Raw genomic sequence first — 19,849 nt, forward strand, 5'->3', positions numbered from 1 at the left:
ATCATGGATCTGTTTTCATTAAAAGGGAAAACCGCCGTAGTAACGGGTGCTTTAGGCCTCATTGGCCGTAAACATTGCGAAGCTCTTGCAGCAGCTGGCGCAAACGTAATAGTTGCTGACATTAATGCCGAAGAAACCAAAGCATTTGCGGCGCAGCTTGGCGACAACCACTTAGGTTTGGGCGTAGATGTTACCAGCAAGGATTCATTGATTGACGCACTCAACGCAACGCTTGATAAATATGATGCTGTTGATATACTGGTAAACAACGCCGCCATTAACGATAAATTTGAGAACCCGGCCATGGCCAAGGAGCTATCAGCGTTTGAAAACTATCCGTTAGAGGCTTTCCAGCAATCGCTTAATGTAAATATTACCGGTGTATTTTTATGCTCGCAGGTATTTGGTACACAAATGGCCCTGCACCGTAGCGGCAGTATAATCAACATAGCTTCGACCTATGGTATGGTTGGGCCCGATCAAAGTATCTACCGCGATTCAAGAGGCCAGCAAACTTTTTACAAGTCGGCAGCTTACCCGGTAACCAAGGGCGCTATTATCAATTTCACCCGTTTTTTGGCCGCCTATTGGGGGCATACCGGCGTGAGGGTAAATACCCTTTCGCCTGGTGGTGTTGAGGCCGGCCAAACGGAAGATTTTATCGGCAATTATTCGGCAAAAACTTTACTGGGCCGCATGGCCAAAGCGTCAGACTATCAGGGCGCACTTATATTCCTGGCCAGCGAAGCATCGGCATATATGACCGGCGCAAACCTGGTTGTTGACGGAGGATGGACAGCTATTTAATTTAAACTTACTATTATGAACGAGATTTTGAAACAAAAAGCGGCTGGCATTAAACTATTGCTAACCGACAATGATGGGGTTTTAACAGATGCCGGAGTATACTACAATCACGATGGCGAGCTTTTAAAAAAATTTAGCATGCGCGATGGTATGGGGGTTGAACGCCTTCGCAAATTTGCTGACGTAAATACAGGTATCATTACCGGCGAAAACTCGCCTTCATTAATTAAAAGGGCTGAGAAATTACATATCACCGAACTTCATTTAGGTATAAAAGACAAAGCCACCGTTTTCAAAGAAATCTGCATCCGCTTAAATGTGCAACCAAATGAAGTTGCTTTTATAGGCGACGATTACAACGACCTGGAAATAATGAAGCTGGCCGGCCTTACCGCCTCTCCTGCCGATGCCTTACCGCATGTTAAAGCACAGGTAGATTTTGTAAGTTCATTAAACGGTGGTCATGGTTGTTTCCGTGAGTTTGCCGAGCTGATCATCGAAGCCAAAAGCGACAAATATTTAGCAGGTACCAGGAACGGCAGCATTACTTTGCAAAATGGCCGGGTAATTGGCAAAGGACAGCCAAGTTATATCATTGCCGAAATTGGCATTAACCACAACGGCTCGCTCGAAATTTGCAAAAAGTTAATTGACGAAGCTGTAGCTGCCAAAGCCGACGCCGTTAAATTTCAAAAACGCACACCTGAAATTTGTGTGCCGCGCGATCAATGGGAAATCATGCGTGATACCCCATGGGGCCGTATCACTTATATCGACTACAAACGTAAAACCGAATTTGGCATAGCCGAATATGCAACCATCGACCAATATTGCAAAAAAGTGGGTATCGACTGGTTTGTATCTGCATGGGACGCACCGTCTGTTGATTTTATGGAGCAGTTTGATACCATCCTTTATAAATTAGCATCGGCATCGTTAACAGATTTCGCTTTGATCCAGCGCATCCTGGAAACCGGCAAACCGTTAATGCTCTCAACCGGTATGTCGACAATGAAAGAGATCGAAACAACTATGGACTATATCAATGCTTTTGATGAAAACTATCCGTTGTTTATCGCTCATTCAACTTCGGCTTATCCATGCCCTCCGCAGGAGCTTAACCTTAAAATGATCCAAACGCTGGAAAACAAATATCCGGGCATCCCTATCGGTTATTCGGGCCACGAAACAGGTTTGGCAACTACAGTAGGTGCAGTAGCAATGGGCGCAACCTTTGTTGAACGCCACTTTACACTTGATCGTGCTATGTGGGGATCTGACCACGCTGCTTCTGTTGAGCCTCAGGGCTTACAACGTTTGGTACGCGATATCAGGGACGTTGAAACTGCAGCCGGTGACGGCGAAAAACGCGTTTATGAATCAGAACTTGCGCCGATGAAACGTTTAAGGGTAAACATCAGCGACAGAATACAAAGAAAAACCAAGCGTTAAATAATATATAATGTCTCCGGAAAAATTAACTACCATAATTACATCCATTATCCTTTTTTGCTGGATAGGATTCATCATTGCCTGGGAACGAATATCGCCTTACAGAAAAGGCCTTAAATTTTTCAGGGAAGGATTTTGGATTGATTTGGTATGGTATACGCTGATACAAAGCTACTTTTTAAAGATTATCATTTTCGATTATATCATTACGCCCCTAAAAGCGCATTTTGATCTATCGCATTTTCAATTTGTAAGCAGCTGGCCGGTGATGTTACAGGTATTATTCTTCCTGTTTACACATGACCTTTATATTTACCTGTTTCATCGCTTTCAGCATTCCAATAAATTTTTCTGGCGCATTCATGAGGCGCACCACTCAGGCAAGGAGGTTGACTTTTTGGCCGGTTCACGTTCGCACATCATGGAGATCATCATCAACCAAACTATTGAGTTTGCACCTATCATTTTGTTAGGTGCAGACCCAATAGTTATACCGATAAAAGCCATGTTAGATGCCATGTTTGGCATGTTTATACACGGCAATATCAAGGTAAATATGGGCAAGCTTAAGTATATTATTAACTCGCCCGAACTGCATTTATGGCACCATGCCAATTACCAGGAAGTTTTTCATGCCAACTTTGCAACCAAGTTCTCTTTTTGGGATTACCTGTTCGGTACCGCATATAACCCAGGTCACGCACCCGGCAACAAACCCGAAAACTGGGGACTTTATTATGATTACCCTAAAGATTACTTTTTACAGCATGCCTTCAGCGTAAAGCGCTTTGATGAAAAAACACTGCTCAAATACCGCTGGTTTAATCGGTATTACCACCTGCGACCACGGTTTATGAATTGGATGAAAACTTTACTTCCTGCTAAAATAAACAATGCGCATCAATTGGATACTGAGCAACAACCCGTTACCTTAGTATCCGAACAAAAAAACGTACTACAACAAAACTAATAACATATTGGCCTGGCTATATATTTTAATCGCAGCCGCATTTGAAGCGGCTTGGACATTCTCGCTAAAATTCATGAAATTCAGCGATCTGAAGGCACTCCGTCTTAATTCTGTTTTAAGTCTGCAACATGGCCTGCCAGTATGGTTACCCTTTGTAGGTTATATCGTTTTTGGTATAGGTAATATCTACTTCTTTTCGCTGGCAATAAAACTGGTGCCAACAGCCGTAGCATATGCTGTATGGACGGCCGTAACCCTTATCCTGATCAAATTAGTAGAGGTTTCGTTTTTAAATCAGCGCCTCTCCTACATGGAAATATTTTTCATGTTGCTGATCATGACGGGCGTTTTAGGTTTGAAATTTTATGGACCGGAAATAAAATAAGAATAGACATTATCTGCCCAAAGCCTCCTTTTTTAGTTTAGCCTTCAAAGTATCAAACCGTACCCAGTAAAGGCAACAATCCTTTTCACCGGTGCCCTTGGTATAAATCAGGTATTTACCGTCGGGGGTAACATATTCGCCCCAACGGTGGGCATCTCCATCATTAATCAGCGGACCGAGGTTTAACGGCGCTGTCCAGCTATGATGATCAGGCTTACGAAAAGTGATCCCGAGCTCACACTCGTAATCCGGCTTCTCCTTATAGCTGATGATCATATATGACTCATCGGGCGCTACATAGAAATCACCGTCGAATGCCGGTGTATTGATAACCGGTCCTAAGCTTTTGATAACTATATCTGTTTTGAATATGGTGAGCTTGCAAAAATCGTAAGTGCTGTAATCTTTCACACTTCCCGCGTTGGCGTTGCTGCCAGCATAAAAAGTTCCGCTGTTGGTTGGCATAAAATTGTAAAGGCCATAATCTTTTTTTAGGAAGACTACAGGATCTGTCCAACCGGCTTTATTACGATGTGATATCCAAACGTAGGAATGTTTACCATCACCTTTACCTGCAAAGTACATGCTCCTGCCATCAACAGAAAAAGTTGGTGTGCTATAATCATAGTTAAGTACAAAAGGGCCTTGCCACCCATTACGCTCATATTTAAAATAACGGATCTTATTGCCTTTTGCATTAAACCAATGCATAGAGTTGCCGTAATAAAACTCCTTACCATCTGCCGAAAAGGCCGACCGCCCCATGGCTATACCACTATCGGGCACCAACATTTGTTTCGCAAAAACACGGGGAGTATCGTTAGGCGGACTTTGCCCAAGATAAGCGTTTTTGCTATTGAAAAAATTGCTTTGAGCGCTTACACCGCTATAAAAGCAGCACAACACAAGCAGGAAAGTTAAAATTCTCATGGTAAAATGGTTAAGTGTATATTATTGGATTCACTATCTGCAAAACAAAGTTAGCGGTGGCAATTACAAACACCGGTTCAAACCCATTCAAGTTTGTTTCAATTAAAATCAAGCTGTTTTGCATGTACCATATTCCTCCAGATTGCTCCCTTACATTAGTGTAAATCAAAATAAGAGCACTTATGAAAAAGACCATTTTATTATCCGCTACTGCCTGCCTGTTCAGTATCGGAATTGCTGCAAAAGCAGCCAACGCATTAGATGTTCCGGCAGCTGTGAAACAAAGCCTCGCCAAAAAATACCCTAATGCAACCAAAGTTACCTGGGAAAAAGAAAAAGGAAATTATGAAGCCAATTGGGGAGGCAAATCGGGCGAGGATACCTCAGTGACTTTTACCCCGAAAGGTGAGTTTGTAGAAGAAGTAGACGCCATACCGGTTAATCAATTGCCTCCTGCCGTTTTTGATTACATTAAAACCAACTACAAGGGTGCAAAAGTTAAGGAAGCCGGGCGTGTGACCGATGCTGCAGGCAAAAAGATGTTTGAGGCGGAGATCAAAGGGAAAGACCTTTTATTTGATGAAAAGGGGAAATTTTTGAAAGTTGATTAATTATTCAACGTCATATTCCTGTTAATCTTAAAATAATACATTCTTCAGAGACAATTCAAATTTAATTTGTACGTTTAGGAAAATTGAAGGCATATTCCGGGCTCAAACCCGGAATATGAATAAAACTGAACCCTTTTTGTATTTTTAATCTACCACAATTTGTTATCTTCTTTTGAGATTTCTTCCCAAACGTCAAACTCAATAAGACGCCTATCTCCTTATATTTCAACTTTATTACTCTTTTTGGTATTGCTTCCGATATGCGGCTTAGCACAGCAACCTGATAGCGTAAAAAAACTTCAACGCCATTAATCACAACTGTCCGCGGGCAGGTGGTAGATGACGCATCCGGGCAACCGCTACCGGGTATTAATGTTAAACTTGTAGGCGGCAGGTACGGAACCATTGCCGACCCGGATGGAAAATTTGAGTTAAACGCTCCCGGAACTTTTACGCATGTGTCCTTTTCGTACATCGGTTATCAAACTATTATCAAAGTAATTAAACCCGGACAGGTTAATGTGCTTCATATAAGATTGCATGGCAGCCAAACCCAATTGAAAGAAGTTACTGTAGTTTCGGGCAAGAAACAACGGTACCGCAATAAAGGGAACCCGGCAGTTGAGCTCATTCAGCAGGTTATTGACCATAAAAAGCAAAACCGGATGGAAAGCGCCGATTATTTGCAATATGACCAGTATGAGCGGATCAATCTATCATTTATTGATGTTCCTGCCAAAATGATGAACAGCCGTTATTTTAAAATGTACCAGTTTATGCTTGATACAGTGAAAAATAACGGGCAAACCCAGGTGCTGCTCCCCACCTATCTCAGCGAAAAACAATATCAAAATTACTACCGCAAAGAGCCATCTAAATCTATCCGGATCCTTAAGGCGCAAAAAGAGGCTAATATTCTTAAATTTATTGATACTGCCGGTTTGGATGTATACATGAACCGTCTTTACGGTAATATCATTGATATTTATGATAACAACGTTTTTATCATAACCAACCAGTTCCTTAGCCCCATTGCCGATCACTCGCCAAATTATTACAAATTCTTTATTACGGATACCATACAAACAGCTAAAGAAAAACTGATTGAACTAAGCTTCACACCACGCACCAAAGGCGACCTGCTTTTTGAAGGTAAGCTGCTTGTAAGTATGACAGGCAACTATGCTGTACGGGGCTGTGAGCTTAATGTAAACAAGCAAATCAATATCAATTTCATGAGGGCACTCAAGATCACACTTGATTTTGAGCAGAATCCTAACGGCAAATATTTTTTAAGCAAAAGCGATGTTAAAGCCGACTTCGGGATCTTAAAAAACAAAGGCCTCGGACTAATGGGTGAGCGAACGGTAATTTTTTCTAACTACATAGCTGACAAACCACTTCCTGCCGCATTTTATGATGGCAAAGAATTGCAGGTAGCTCCTGATGCCGACAAACCGGATACCTCATACTGGGCACATCAACGGCCTGATACGCTGTCTGATCATCAGGCAAAAATGTACCCCCGAATTGCCAGATTAGAAAAAATGCCGCAATTTAAAAGGGCAACCTGGTTCGCGGCCACTTTTACCGGAGGTTATGCTAAGGCCGGGCCAGTGATGATTGGCCCTATTGGTACAATTTACTCACGTGATAGCCAGGAGGGCTCCCGCTTTCAGCTTGGCGGGCGTACCAACACCGATTTAAGCAAATCAATTTATTTTGAAGGTTTTGGTGCTTATGGCACGCGCGACAAAACATTCAAGTACAATATTGCTACCTTTTACTCATTTAATAAAACACCATTTTATCGCTACCCTAATGACTACATTAAGGCAAGCTATTTATATGATGTTGATGTACCGGGAAGGGACCTTTCAACCATTAACCAGCAGGCAGCCCTTTCATCATTCTCAACAGGAAAAACAATATACTGGCTTTACAGTAAGGTTGCTAAAATTGAATATGTAAAGGATTTTGAAAACCATTTTTCGTTTGATCTTGCATTCAGAAACTGGAACCAACGCCCTGCCGCATCATTGGCATTTCAATACAACAACGAGGCTAATACATTGGTTCATGACCTCACCACCAGCGAGCTGAACCTTGCTTTCAGGTATGCACCGCACGAACAAATTTTACAAGGATCGGTTTATCGCCATACCGTTTACAGCAAGTACCCTATCATGAACCTGCAGATCAACCACGGGTTTAAAGGATTATTCAACGGCTCTTATGATTTTACGAGTGTTAAAGCGAGTATTTTCAAGCGTTTTTACCTGTCTCAGCTTGGCTTTACTGATATCACATTGCTTGGAAATTATTTAGTTGGGAAAGTACCTTTCCCGCTCCTGAGCATCGCCCCGGCAAACCAATCACTTGCTTATGATGAGGATGCGTATAACCAACAAACCTACCTCGAATTTGTAAGCGACCATTACGCGGGCATCAACTTAACCCATAGTTTCAGCGGTTTTTTACTGAACAAGTTCCCATTGATAAGGCACCTGAAATGGAGAGAATATCTATCGGCCAAAATACTGTTCGGCGGCTTGCGTAACGAAAATAATCCGCTTTATTCACCTAATTTGTTCCGGTTCCCTACGGGTGGCAATGGAGCAAATGGCACTTACGCCTTAGGCACTAAACCCTATATAGAAGCCGGTGTAGGTATAGGTAATATCTTCAAATTTTTGCGAATAGATGGGATCAAAAGGTTTAACTACCTTGACCACCCGGGCGCCGCAAAATATGGTGTTAAATTTAGTTTCGCTCCGGACTTTTAAGCAAAACCTTTTTATATAGCATTAAAATAGCGTGGTGGTAAACCCGATGCTATAACTTACATAATCAGGGTTTAAAATATATGGTGATTTGGCCTTATACAAATGATAATAGGCCGGTTCAAATACAAGGGCAAAATGTGGTACAATGTAATATTCCACCCCTGCAGATATCTTTACCGCCGGATGTTTAGTGCTCACACTGCTTACGGTAATACCGTTTGAGTTAACAGATGTATTATTATACCCAGAGCTATTATAACCTGACTGCAACAACGCATATATCCCCAACCTGTTTAATTTTCGGCGGTAACCTACGCCCAAAAGGAAAAAACTGGCAGATAGCTTTCCCTCTGTTACGTTAGTTGGAACTTCGCCGGCTTTACTTTTATATTTGTTATTTAGGGCGTCGTAGTTAAAGCGGAAAAAGACAGTATTCATATAAGCAGGGCGGTACTCAACAGCGGTATTCAAAACAGATCCCCGTTTCATACTTACCTGCTCATCTCCTGAGGGTATATTTATACCTACTCCACCAGGAAAATAAAGCCTCGACGTAAATTTTTCGGTTTGGGCATTAACATGCAATGTCATTAGCAACAGCCCCGGCAACAATAAAAAAGAAGCTTTACAAACCCTCATTCGGTTAAGCACGTTTTGAAACAAATGGAATCTGTAAAACTTTAATAAAACTCCTGCATACGTTTTTATCAGGATAGGTATCTATCCCAAATACAGTATCATCCGGCTTTAATTTCCCGTAAGTTCCAAATATCCTGTCCCATACTGATAATACATCTCCATAATTACAATCAGTATAAGGCAATTGATAATGGTGATGAACATGGTGTATATTGGGCGTTACAAAAATCAACCCTAACCACTTATCCATACCATCTGACAAACGGAATTGCGTGTGTGATGTGATATTTGAAACGGTTTGAATTGTTTGTCTTAACAAAAGCAGTTCAAACGATGCTCCCGTTATTCCAATCCATAACATTAAAAAACACATTCTTAAAAAGTTTCTCCTGGATGTTCCCTTACAGTTGTTGAAACATCAAGCTTTTGATCAGTATGGTGTACAAGATGAAATTTCCATAGTACTTTGACCTTATGCATAATAACGTGGTACAGGTATTCGCAAAAGTCAAGTATGATAAACCCTATTAAGTATTTCACTAATATACTTTGGTGCCAGGGCAACAGGTTTAACAAACCTAAATGATTTCGGCTTATCCAGGTTGCCTCAAGCAATACAAACATGGTCATGAAGAGCTGCACCGGCAACGCTGTTACAATAAATAACATATTTGTAAAGGTGTGCCTCCATTTTTTGCGGACAGGTATTGACAATATTAAACCTTCTGCAAGCCAGAGTGAAGTTATCAATCCTCCGAAAATCAATATTTGGACTGACGATGGGTGGGTAATGAAAAAAGATCTGTTAAATTCCATGCAAAGCCTTTATCATCAATATTACAGGAACATTCTGTAGTAATTATGAGCAAAGCCATTTAAACAAAATCAGCCCCGGCTTTGCAACCGGGGCTGATTCATTAAATTAAAAATTACAATCTTTTCCGGGATCGATATTTTCTTTATCACGCACCAGGCTGGCTATCCCATTTTTAAAGGTCACAACCCAGATGCTGTCATAATCATCATCAGGCCATTTCAGGTTATCCTGTTTTACGCCCAATGAGCGCACAATTGGAGATATCCCACCGTGCTCCCATACCACAAGTATTACACCGCTACGGCTTTTTAAATCGGCAGCTAAACCTAACGAGTCTTTCTCAGTACGGGTGGTATTAATCGTTAAATTGAATTTAGCGGCAAGCGGCACAATGGTTTGAAACATTCTGGAGTGTTTGGTCGCCTCCCCCAACCCCAGGGCCGGAACAAATATATTGGCAGGAACACCAAATTTAGTCGTTAATACAGCAGGCAGCTTTAATGACCTGTTTATCCCCTGACAATTCAGATTATCACCTTTAACGGGCTTTTCGGCATGACGGATAAATACAATCTTTAAATCGGCTGATTGGGCATTGACTGACAATGCAGTTAACGATGAGATAATTGATAAACTAAAAATGCAAATAAGCTTTTTCATTTCTTGAGCGTATAAAAAAAGATAGCCGGGTTGATCCCGGCTATTCTTAAAAGAGTAAGTTTTGTTATTAATGTTGGTTTCCTGAGCCGTTTAACTGATACGCACCAAGATCAATACCGGGTAATGTTGCATCTGATAAACCATAAATTTTATCAAGAGGCACAGTAATTAATGGCTTTATGGTGGTATTACCTTTGCCAATCAACGGTGAGCTGGCCAGCAAATGGAAGTTATAGTTCCCGATAGCACTGTACTGATATAGTGGATGCCCAACTGTAGGCAGCGGGAAGTTCAGGAACATCGGGTTATTTTTTTGCACAACGTCGCTGCCATCATAAATAGAACCTAAGGTATAATTTGCAGGCAGATATTTTGCCGATGTCGTGATTGAAGGGATATCGGTGCTTTGCGGTTGGGTGATATAACCTGTTGGATAAAACTGGTTAGCTACACTCAAAGAATCGGCCCATTGATAGTTGTTACCGTATGAAAGGTGCGCAACATCAGCAACCGGACTGCCTACTACACGGTAACCAAACCTACAGTTGATGGCCACGTTGTTGTAATACATACCCGCTGCTCCTTCTTCAAAGTTGATACAACCACCACGGCCGCTTTGCACCTGGCGATAACCACCGCTAACAAATGTATTGTTGTACATAACGATGTTGGTTTGCGGCGCACCGGTAGCCTGCCCTTTATTTGAAGCTTTTTGGCCGTTGGTAGCAGTACCAATAAACATATTATAAGCCATAGTACCTACGGTGCCACCTTTAGCATTCAGGCAGTCGCCACCGCTAACACCATTCTTCTCAAAAGTATTTCTGAAGATGGCGATTTTGCCTGCCGAAATACGGATCGGGTCATCCACACCACCATACAACCAGGAATCCTCCATAATAAAGTTGCCATTATAATTGGCAAATAAGATACTGTATTGATTGCCTGTACCCGAACCTGCAATGGTTGATGTAGCTTTACCTTCAGTTAAACCGGCATATTCAACGTGTGTCCAACGTAACACCAGTAAGTTACAGGTAGGGCCTCCAATAATACCTTTCCACTTGCCTGCGTATGCAGGATCGGCAGCGGCGGTGAGGCCCCCGGTGCATCATTTTTTACGATCCCCGGAACGGTGATCCAATTTGGCTGATCCTTAGAGCCGTTACTTACCAGGGTGCCAAGTGCTATGAGGCTGCTTCCTGCACCCATGTTTAATGTAACGCCCGGCTGCATTAACAACGTATCAGTTGGGTTAATTACCAAATCGCAACCATCTTCAACAGAATAAGTCTTACCGCTAAGCATAGTACCTTTTACCGGGATAACGGTTGAGCCGCTTGTGCTGCATGATAGTGGAGCTTTATCGCTTACCGGGTTTGCTGCCGGCGGTGTATAGGTGTAAATATCGGTATGCTCACCTTTCCATTTCTGGCAACCGGAAAATGCCGCCGCCATCAGGATACAAATAACTGGGATTATATATTTTTTCATCGTTACGTTTATTATAATTTATACCTGAAACCACCAAGGAACAGTGTTTTGTAATAGTCGCTTTGAACAAGCGTTTGAGATGTAATGTCTTGTTTGCCTAAAAACTCCTGTTGTTTTGCGTCAAGGCTACCATGCGGGAATTTTAAATAGATTTTACTGGCCGCATTGGTGATGTTGTTAACCTTGCCATAAAATGAAAGCCTTTTAGCTATAGTTTTTTCGAAAGAAAAATCTAACTGATTATAGGCGTGCTGGTAAAAGTCAAGGTTATAATATGGAGATACCTGGGCCAAACGCTCGCCTGTGTAAACAAAGGCCAGCTGCATATCCAAACCTAACTTAGCGCTTTTGTACAATACAGATGCATTGCCCACATGGTCTGCCTGACCTTGCAGCGGACGTGTTTCGTTCACATTGGTTTGCTGTAATCCCAAAGTAGGATCATTTGAGTAAAGCAGCTTGTTAGTAGTTATCCTTGAGTGGGTGTAGGTATAGTTGATCGAGAAGCCTATCACACCAAAGAATTTAGTAGCCAAAGCTTCAAAACCGTAGTTGGTAGCATTACCCGGATCATTTTGAGGCTTAATAACCTGTGAGCTTGGCCCGCCATCACGAACAACAAAGTACTCAATAGGGTTATAGATCTTTTTGTAGAAAGAGCCCAAAAATAATTGATCGGCACCGCCCGGGAAAAATTCATAACGTACGTCGTAGTTATCGGCAGTGATGTGTTTTAAGTAAGGGTTACCTACCTGGTCAAAATATTCGCCGGTAACCTTATATGGTACCTGTTCGCCAAAACCCGGACGGCTAATTGCCGCAAAGTATGATGCACGGATATTTTGATTATCTGTTAACTGATATTTTAAATGGATACTTGGCAATACATCTGTGTATTTAATATTGCCGCTTCTTTGTGTAACCGTTTCGGGCGATTGAGTAGCGTAAGTTAAATCGGTGTTTTCAATACGCACACCACCTAATACCTGCAGTTTTGGGAACAAGTCAAATTTAACCTGTAAGTATTCGGCATTATCGTTTTCCCTTACGTGATAGTTGTTTTGCAAATCGGGGTTATTGGCTCCAATACCATCGGCAGCCGAATTAAATGCAAAAGGAATAGAATTAAAGTTATTGTTAAACAAGGTTGATTTACCACCGGTTAACGAATAGGTGATGTAATCAGCATCCCTTACTTTATGACGATATAAACCACCTGCTGAAAACTCAACATGTTTACCGGCAATTGTAGGAGTATAGATCAGGTTTGCATATCCTGAAATGTCTTTATCTCGGTTGTTTTCCCAATGATGATCTAACTGGGTATTGTTATCAACTTCAGCGGTTACGGCTCCTGAGTTATTGAGGGTTTTATTGGCATCATAGAAAAACTCAGTCCTATCCGGCTGGTGCCTGGTAGCTTCTGAATATACTCCATCCCAGTTTAAACGCCACTCGTTGCCAAGCCAATGTTCGCCATGCAAGGTTGAGTTATAGATATTTTGCTTAGTTAACATACTTCTGTTTGAGATGGTGATCTGCTTGCTTAAGCCGGTTGAGTTTAAGCCCAAACCAAGGGTATCAGAAGTAAAGCGCGATTCAAATTCGCTTTGATGGATATAAAGGTTGTATAACGAGATCTTGTTTTTGTCGTTAATTGCGTAATCTATTTTGTTGTGGATACCTACGCGTTCTGTTTGGGTTGAATAAGTACGGTCATAAGCATCAGAAAACTGTGGTGAGTTTGGCAGCGGGATAGCTGATGGCTGCGCGTTTGGCGTAAGCTGTTTTGAGTTAGAGCCGCGGTATATGTTCTGATAACTTGCAGATACGATAACGCCTAATTTTTTATTCAAAAACCTGTCGCCAATAGTGATACCGGCGGTTGAGCTAAAAGGAGTTGAAATATTTTTATCGCTTGTAAGCGCTTTATTGCTAAAATCGGCATAGGTAGCGGCATAGCTGTTACCATTGATTGCTGCCGGAGATTTGCCATTAGGAGATGCGCTGAAACCAACAAATGGCCTGCTTGATGAAAACAGGGTAGAAAAACCACCCGAAACGTTAGCGCTGAAAGTAAACTGGCTTGGCGCACTTTTCATCACCAGGTTCATTACACCGCCAATGGCGTCGCCTTCCATACTTGGGGTAAGGGCCTTGATCACTTCAAGCCTTTCCAGCATTTCTGAAGGGAATATATCCATAGGCACAAAACGGTATTGAGCATCCGGGCTTGGTATTTTAATACCGTTTACCAATGTTGAGTTGTAACGCTGGTCCATACCCCTGATAATGGCATAACGACCTTCGCCACTTGCCGAACGCTGAATGGTTACACCGCTAACACGCTGCAAAGCGTTAGCCACAGTAACGTCAGGCAATAACTTAATTGCATTTGCCGAAAGTACGTTGATAACCATCGGTGCATTTTTTTCAATACTGCGTACGGCGCCATCAGATTCTTTGTTTGTCTGGGCTTTAACCTGTATTTCTGTCATCTGCATATCAGCGTCCTGTAAGGCTACGTTGACCGTAATCACCTCATTGGCCGACGTAATATTGCCCTCTCTAACTTTAGAAGGACCATAACCAACATAATTTACCTGTATTTTGTATGGCCCATTCTTTAAATTTTTAAAGCTATAAGCGCCATTAAGGTTAACCGCAACAAATTTGCTAACCCCATCCTGGGTTAAGTGAACTGTTGCTCCGGTAAGGGGTTCGCCGGTTTTAGTATCGGTTACCTTTCCCCTTATGGTTTGGGCATTAGCCGAAACGGAAAATAGCAGGCATATTGAAAATAAAAACAATAGCCTGTTAATAAAGTAGGTGTATTTCATGAACAACGGGTTTAATTTTCCGCAAAGAAACCCGCTGAAAACTGGAGAAAAATTGAATAAAAGGGCCTAAGAATAATACATAACCAAAACTTAACACAGGCTTAATAACGCAACGCTTAAAGCACTTAAAACCTCTCCCATATTAAAATAGGATTGTCAATCATAGTGGGCAAATATTGGTTATAATGTTTACAGCTTACCATTTGATAAGCTGTAAACTTGGGTTGAAAAACCTGGTTGCACAAGGAAATTCCCCGGGCAAATTCAGTTTCTATTTAGTAAGCTCGGTTTGATAAAGCACCTCTCCCTTGTAATTTATCGCCCTTACATTTAATCTTTTCTCGTCCAGCGCAAAATCCCTTCTTTTCATTTCAATATTATTGCTGGCGATAAACAAGTAACTTAAAAGTGCCGGGCTTCATGGTTTTAGTTCCCTGTTCATAATCGGCAACCGGAAAGTAAAGCCTATGTGTTTCCATATCAATTGCCATGGTTTTAGCGCGGTACTGTGTGTTTAAAGTTTGCACAGGGCTATAAGTATCGGGGGTATTTTGTTTAAAGATGCTGGCGGTTCCGTCGCCATTTGAGGCCACAAGCATTTTTTGAGTCGGGTCATACACAACGGCGTCAACGCCTGCGCCGATAGGCAGGGTTTGGATAACTTTACCTGTAGGAATGTCGACTATGCTAAGCCCCTTGTTTTCGCGGCAAACGGTAAACAGCTTTTGGTTTGCTTTATCCATAGCTATACCTGTTGGGCCACCGCAAGGGCTTAGCGTATAGTTTTTAGAAACCTTTAGTGTTTTGGTATCGATTACGTTCAGGCTGCTTTTGTCTTCCAGATTATTGTATATAGTCCCTTTACCATCGGCAACAGCAAATTCAGGAGCGCCTCCCATATCAATTGATGCTACCTGTTTCATTGAAGCGGGATCAATAACACATGAACTACTGCTATGCCCGTTAAACGTGAAGATCTTTTTTGAATACGGGTCAAAAATAATGGCATCAGCACCCTTATGATCTAACGAGATGCGGGTAATCACAGCCAGTGTTTTGATATCAAACACGATAACTTCATCGGCTTTACCATCACTTATAAAACCTTTATTAAGTTCATTGTCAACAGCAATACCGTGCACACCCTTCATATCGCCAATGGTGCCTTTAACCGTTTCGGTTTTCAGGTCAACTACATTTACCTCGGTACCGTGCGATGCGTATAAGGTATGATTGGGCTGATCGATAAATACATAGTCGTAACCGCCATTGCCGGGCAAAGCGATGGTTTTATCCAATACATAATTTTGAGCAGATGCCTTTGATAAACCTAAAAACAGGCCGACATTTAAAAGAAAGAAAAACGCTATTTTTTTCATGTTGATTTATATTAAATACTGATGCTTAATGTTTGTTCCCTTTGTCATCGCTGGTATAAGCACCCAGATCAAGGTTGTATTGCGTATTGCCCGCACTAAATGCAGGCGATGTACTTTGCAGGTGAAAATCGTTGGTATTGGGGTATCCGTTAGGGGCGGCCACCGTGCCATCAAACTTTACAAACATCGGGTCCTTATCCCCTATCTTTTTTGAGATCAGATCGGTAGGCTGAGGTTTTCCCAAGCCTGATGGAGGGTAAAACCCATCCCTGATGTTGATCTTTAAAGTAGGGTCAACCAAATCGGCATAAGTATCAACCGTAGCATAAAAAAGGTTATTACCATAAGTGGTGTGCGCTATGTCACCGTCATCAAATAACTCAATGCCATGGTAATCATTAACAATAATATTATTAAAGATGTGGCCAATGGCATTTACACCAACAGAAACGGCACGCCCCGGCTCGGCCGAGCCTCTTCGCCAGCCATTTGAAACCAGGGTATTGTTGTATACAGATACCTCGGTTTGCGGAAAGGGCTTACTCGAACTGGTTTCGAGTTTAACACCTGAACCCGCCTGGCTAAAAATTACGTTATATGCTACAGTACCGGTAACACCTGTTTTGAGGTTAATGCCTTCCCCATCGGTACTACCTGATGAGCTGATGGTATTTCTTAAAATGGTTATCTTGGCGCCGTTGCCTAAGGCCATCAAATCGTCCTGCCCGTTGGTAAACCATGAATCTTCAATATCTACCTTGATAGGAGCTTTTACCTTCAAGGTACCGCGTGCACTTCCGGAAGCATCGGGTCCGCCGGTGTTATCAACGTGCGTCCAGATGATGGTTATGGCCTGCGCTGTGTCGCATTGAAAACCGCCCCAGGTACCGGGCTTATTCGAGTCGGAATTAAAGTACACCGGCTGATCTTTTGTACCAACCAGCTTTAATACACCCTGAATATTAATCTGCGAATTGTTTTTCACAATAACATTTGCACCTGGCTGTGCATAAAGTGTATCGCCTTTTTTTACAGTAACATCAGCCGTTACGGTATAGGTTTCGCCGGTTACTAAAGTACCTTTTACAAAGCCGCTGATATTGCCTGGCTGTATCGGACTTGATGTAGGGATCTTAATTTGCGTAAACGTAGTCAGTTCGGCTTTTTTACAGCTGTTAAAGGTTACAGTAGCTACAAAACCAACTGCCAACATTAATATATATTTTACTTTCATGATTTGATGCTTTTATAATGAATACCTGAAACCTAAGTTGAAACTCACGTTGTACAAATCTTTTGATTGAACAAGATTATTGATCAATACTGTTGTAGGTGTGTTGAGCAGGTTGTTCACCTTGGCTGTTAAAACAAAATGCTTGGCCACCTGCTTTTCGCCCGATAAGGCCAGGAACGATTGCGGCTGCTGATAGTAATCATATCCGTAGTTTGGATAAATCAGCGACAACGTTTTGCTGGTATAGGTATAGGCTAATTGAACAAAAGCTTTTTGCTTATCATTTTTGTACAATAACGACAGGTTTAATACATCACCAGTTTGTCCTTGCAGGGGCCGGCTTTGCAATCTCGGAACGGAGGTAGAAACCCCATTCGCATCCGTAGAGGTATAAATTTTTGTGGTTTTTATGTTTGAGTAGGTATACGTGTAATTACCTGATACGCCAAGATCTCCAAAATACTTACTGTAAACTACTTCCGCACCTGTAACCTTAGCAGTACCAAAATTTTGCGGGGATGTATTAAGCTGCCCATTTTGTGAATCATTTAAAGCAAACTCAATGGGATTGATGATATTTTTGTAAAACCCGCCGACAAACAATTGCTCTTCTTTACCGGGAAACAGTTCATAACGAATATCATAGTTATCGGCTTCGGTGTGTTTTACAAGCGGGTTACCGGTAACGTCGGTACTTTCACCAAGGGTTGGCGTTGGTACCAACTCATATAATGCCGGACGTGCTATCGATTTAAAATAAGATGCCCGTAAGTTTGAATTTTCCGTGAGCTTATATTTTAACTGAACGCTTGGTAAAACGTCGGTGTAAGTTTTTTTGGCATTACTGCGGATATCCAAAACAACAGGATGGGTGTCATATCCTTGTTTAGTACCTTCAACACGTACACCGCCGATAACAGCTAAATTATCCAGCACGAGTTTCACTTCGCCATAGCCTGCAGTGATATCTTCGTAAGCTGTATAATTGGTTTTGTCGCTCTGATCGGTACCTGTTTGATTGTACACTACAAAATCGGCCGAATATATATCGGTAAAGCCACTTTTGCCACCATTGGCAGTTGCTGCAGGTCGCAAAATGTATTCGTTTTGATGGTTGTAACGTGTACTATGCCTGTAAAGACCACCGGCTTTTAATTCGATAGCGCTTTTTTCGCCCAAGCCTGTTTTGTACCCGATATTGGCCATAGCGCTAAGGTCTTTATTGCCGCTCTTTTGCCATATCCTTGATATATTATCAAAATAGTTGGGAGTACTTGTAAAATCGGGGTTGATTAAATGGTTGATAGATATATCGGCCCTGTCTGGCGCGTTTTGAATAGCATTACTGTAAACACCTGCCCAATCAAAAAGGAAATGTTTTTCGATGACATGTTTACCGCTTAGTTTAAGATTTTCAACATACTGGTTCTGGATATTTGAACGGTTATCGTTGAAAACGGTACCTGTACCAGGCCCTATCCTGCCTCCGTTACCTCCTAATATCGAGGTATCGATACTTAAACGTGTTTGTGCAAGATGGGTGTACAGGAAAACGTTATCAACGCTTACCTTGTTATTATCATCAAACTTATAATCGAGGTGAGCCGAAAGCCCGTTGTTCAATTGTTGGGTTGAATAAGTGCGATTAGCTACATCGGCAATAACCGGCTGAAAGTTCTTACCATCCCTTATATCGGGCTGGGCTACGTTAAATTCTGAATTTGTACCATAAAACTGGTTTTGATAACTATCGGCAATAATAAATCCCAGTTTATTTTTAAGGAACCTGCGCCCGTAAGTAAACCCAAGCAATGAAGTTGGCGGTGCATTCTTTTTGGTAAAGTCGAGGTTGGCCCTTGAAAAATATCCCGGAGGGGCATTATAAGCAGCTCCAAACCTTTCGGTTGGGCTTTTGCTTTGAACTGCACCATGATAAAAATTATCAAACCTGCGGTTAAAGAAGATAGCACTGTAGCCTATCGAGCCGTTCGCTTTAAAATATTCATACTCGGGTGCATCTTTAAAAACCAGGTTCACGGTTCCGCCTATTGCATCGCCTTCCATTTCGGGCGTAAGGCTTTTACTTACTTCAACACTTTCCAGCAGGTCTGAAGGAACTATGCTTAATGATATAAACCGCGAAACCGGATCGGGACTAGTCACTTTAACACCGTTAAGTAAGGTGTTATTGTAACGCGGCTCCAAACCCCTGATAACGGCATATGCTTCATCCGAGCCGCTATTACGCTGAATGGTTACTGCAGAAACGCGTTGCAGGGCGTTTGCAGCATTAATATCCGGCGACCTTTGCATCGCCTGTGCAGACAGCACATTAATAATATTGTCTGCCTTGTTTTCCTTACGGCGGGATGACGATTCTGACTCGGCATTGGTTGTTCCGTAAACCTTAACTGTTTTAAGCTCTTCGGGTTTTTCTGATAATGGAATATTCATTACAGACACCTTGCCGGCTGTAATGGTGATATCCTGCTTATACTCTGTATAGCCTATATATTTTACTTTAAGCTTATACTGGCCGGCATCAACACTGGTGATAGCATAATTACCAAACGCGTCGGTAACCGAACCTCCGTTTCTATTATCAAAATGGACGAAGGCGCCACTCAAAGGCTCTTTTGTTTGCGCATCAATTATTTGTCCTTTTATCCCCCCTGTTTGTGCAGAGGCAGCAGTTGTGAATAAGGTTAACAGGAATAACAGGTAAATTTTATTGATCATATGGCACGTGTTTTTTGCCAAAACACCGTGCTAAATCTGGAGTAATACTGAATAAACCCGCCTTTACAAAATCGTTAATCAACTGATAACCATACATTAACATTAG

At 41.9% G+C, this 19,849-nt stretch carries 15 protein-coding genes and 1 pseudogene; 6 read left to right on the forward strand and 10 right to left on the reverse strand.

Going from position 1 to position 19,849, the window contains the following annotated elements; translation table 11 throughout:
- The first annotated feature begins 3 nt into the window (after positions 1-3).
- Genes ACQ86K_RS19175 through ACQ86K_RS19190 form a run of 4 tightly spaced genes read left to right on the forward strand, consistent with a single transcriptional unit; the run spans position 4 to position 3,614 of the window.
- Positions 4-807, forward strand: a complete 804-nt coding sequence (locus ACQ86K_RS19175) for an SDR family oxidoreductase (protein ID WP_091162565.1) — start codon at positions 4-6, stop codon at positions 805-807.
- A 15-nt stretch (positions 808-822) separates the two neighbouring features.
- Positions 823-2,259, forward strand: a complete 1,437-nt coding sequence (locus tag ACQ86K_RS19180; protein ID WP_431198568.1) for an N-acetylneuraminate synthase family protein — start codon at positions 823-825, stop codon at positions 2,257-2,259.
- 10 nt (positions 2,260-2,269) lie between these two features.
- Positions 2,270-3,229, forward strand: coding sequence for a sterol desaturase family protein (locus tag ACQ86K_RS19185; RefSeq protein ID WP_091162563.1), 960 nt, complete (start codon positions 2,270-2,272; stop codon positions 3,227-3,229).
- 7 nt (positions 3,230-3,236) lie between these two features.
- On the forward strand, positions 3,237-3,614 hold the full coding sequence (locus tag ACQ86K_RS19190) for a DMT family transporter (RefSeq protein ID WP_208645530.1): 378 nt from the start codon (positions 3,237-3,239) through the stop codon (positions 3,612-3,614).
- Positions 3,615-3,623: 9 nt separating this feature from the next.
- On the opposite strand, the gene ACQ86K_RS19195 is transcribed toward ACQ86K_RS19190, so the two are convergent.
- A complete protein-coding gene (locus ACQ86K_RS19195) occupies positions 3,624-4,544 on the reverse strand; it encodes a PD40 domain-containing protein (protein ID WP_091162561.1) in 921 nt (306 codons plus the stop codon).
- 182 nt (positions 4,545-4,726) lie between these two features.
- Between ACQ86K_RS19195 and ACQ86K_RS19200 the strand changes: the two genes are divergently transcribed.
- Both ACQ86K_RS19200 and ACQ86K_RS19205 read left to right on the forward strand, forming a co-directional pair.
- A complete protein-coding gene (locus ACQ86K_RS19200; protein ID WP_091162560.1) occupies positions 4,727-5,155 on the forward strand; it encodes a PepSY-like domain-containing protein in 429 nt (142 codons plus the stop codon).
- Between the two features lie 311 nt (positions 5,156-5,466).
- A complete protein-coding gene (locus ACQ86K_RS19205; RefSeq protein WP_431200891.1) occupies positions 5,467-7,941 on the forward strand; it encodes a DUF5686 family protein in 2,475 nt (824 codons plus the stop codon).
- Positions 7,942-7,962: 21 nt separating this feature from the next.
- Here ACQ86K_RS19205 and ACQ86K_RS19210 read toward each other — a convergent pair whose 3' ends face one another.
- The 9 genes and pseudogenes from ACQ86K_RS19210 to ACQ86K_RS19250 form a co-directional block, all read right to left on the reverse strand.
- The gene (locus ACQ86K_RS19210) at positions 7,963-8,580 is read right to left on the reverse strand and encodes an outer membrane beta-barrel protein (RefSeq protein ID WP_091162558.1); all 618 of its coding nucleotides are present in this window, start codon (positions 8,578-8,580) and stop codon (positions 7,963-7,965) included.
- A 4-nt stretch (positions 8,581-8,584) separates the two neighbouring features.
- A pseudogene (locus ACQ86K_RS19215) lies at positions 8,585-9,396 on the reverse strand (sterol desaturase family protein).
- Between the two features lie 106 nt (positions 9,397-9,502).
- Entirely contained in the window at positions 9,503-10,057 is a 555-nt protein-coding gene (locus ACQ86K_RS19220) for a histidine phosphatase family protein (protein ID WP_091162556.1), read from the reverse strand.
- A 67-nt stretch (positions 10,058-10,124) separates the two neighbouring features.
- Positions 10,125-11,081 (reverse strand): hypothetical protein, encoded by a 957-nt coding sequence (locus ACQ86K_RS19225; protein ID WP_431198569.1) that lies wholly within the window; start codon positions 11,079-11,081, stop codon positions 10,125-10,127.
- The gene (locus ACQ86K_RS19230) at positions 11,045-11,551 is read right to left on the reverse strand and encodes a hypothetical protein (RefSeq protein WP_431198570.1); all 507 of its coding nucleotides are present in this window, start codon (positions 11,549-11,551) and stop codon (positions 11,045-11,047) included. Before ACQ86K_RS19230 ends, ACQ86K_RS19225 begins: the two co-directional genes overlap by 37 nt.
- An 11-nt stretch (positions 11,552-11,562) precedes the next feature.
- Positions 11,563-14,391: a TonB-dependent receptor gene (locus tag ACQ86K_RS19235; RefSeq protein ID WP_091162554.1), complete on the reverse strand. Its 2,829-nt coding sequence runs from the start codon at positions 14,389-14,391 to the stop codon at positions 11,563-11,565.
- A gap of 377 nt (positions 14,392-14,768) precedes the next feature.
- Positions 14,769-15,770: a YncE family protein gene (locus tag ACQ86K_RS19240; RefSeq protein WP_091162553.1), complete on the reverse strand. Its 1,002-nt coding sequence runs from the start codon at positions 15,768-15,770 to the stop codon at positions 14,769-14,771.
- A gap of 25 nt (positions 15,771-15,795) precedes the next feature.
- Positions 15,796-17,004, reverse strand: a complete 1,209-nt coding sequence (locus ACQ86K_RS19245; RefSeq protein ID WP_431198571.1) for a right-handed parallel beta-helix repeat-containing protein — start codon at positions 17,002-17,004, stop codon at positions 15,796-15,798.
- A 12-nt stretch (positions 17,005-17,016) separates the two neighbouring features.
- Entirely contained in the window at positions 17,017-19,743 is a 2,727-nt protein-coding gene (locus ACQ86K_RS19250) for a TonB-dependent receptor (RefSeq protein ID WP_091162551.1), read from the reverse strand.
- Positions 19,744-19,849: the final 106 nt, after the last annotated feature.

It is taken from the genome of Mucilaginibacter sp. P19, assembly GCF_050632265.1.
Classification (GTDB): domain Bacteria; phylum Bacteroidota; class Bacteroidia; order Sphingobacteriales; family Sphingobacteriaceae; genus Mucilaginibacter; species Mucilaginibacter gossypii.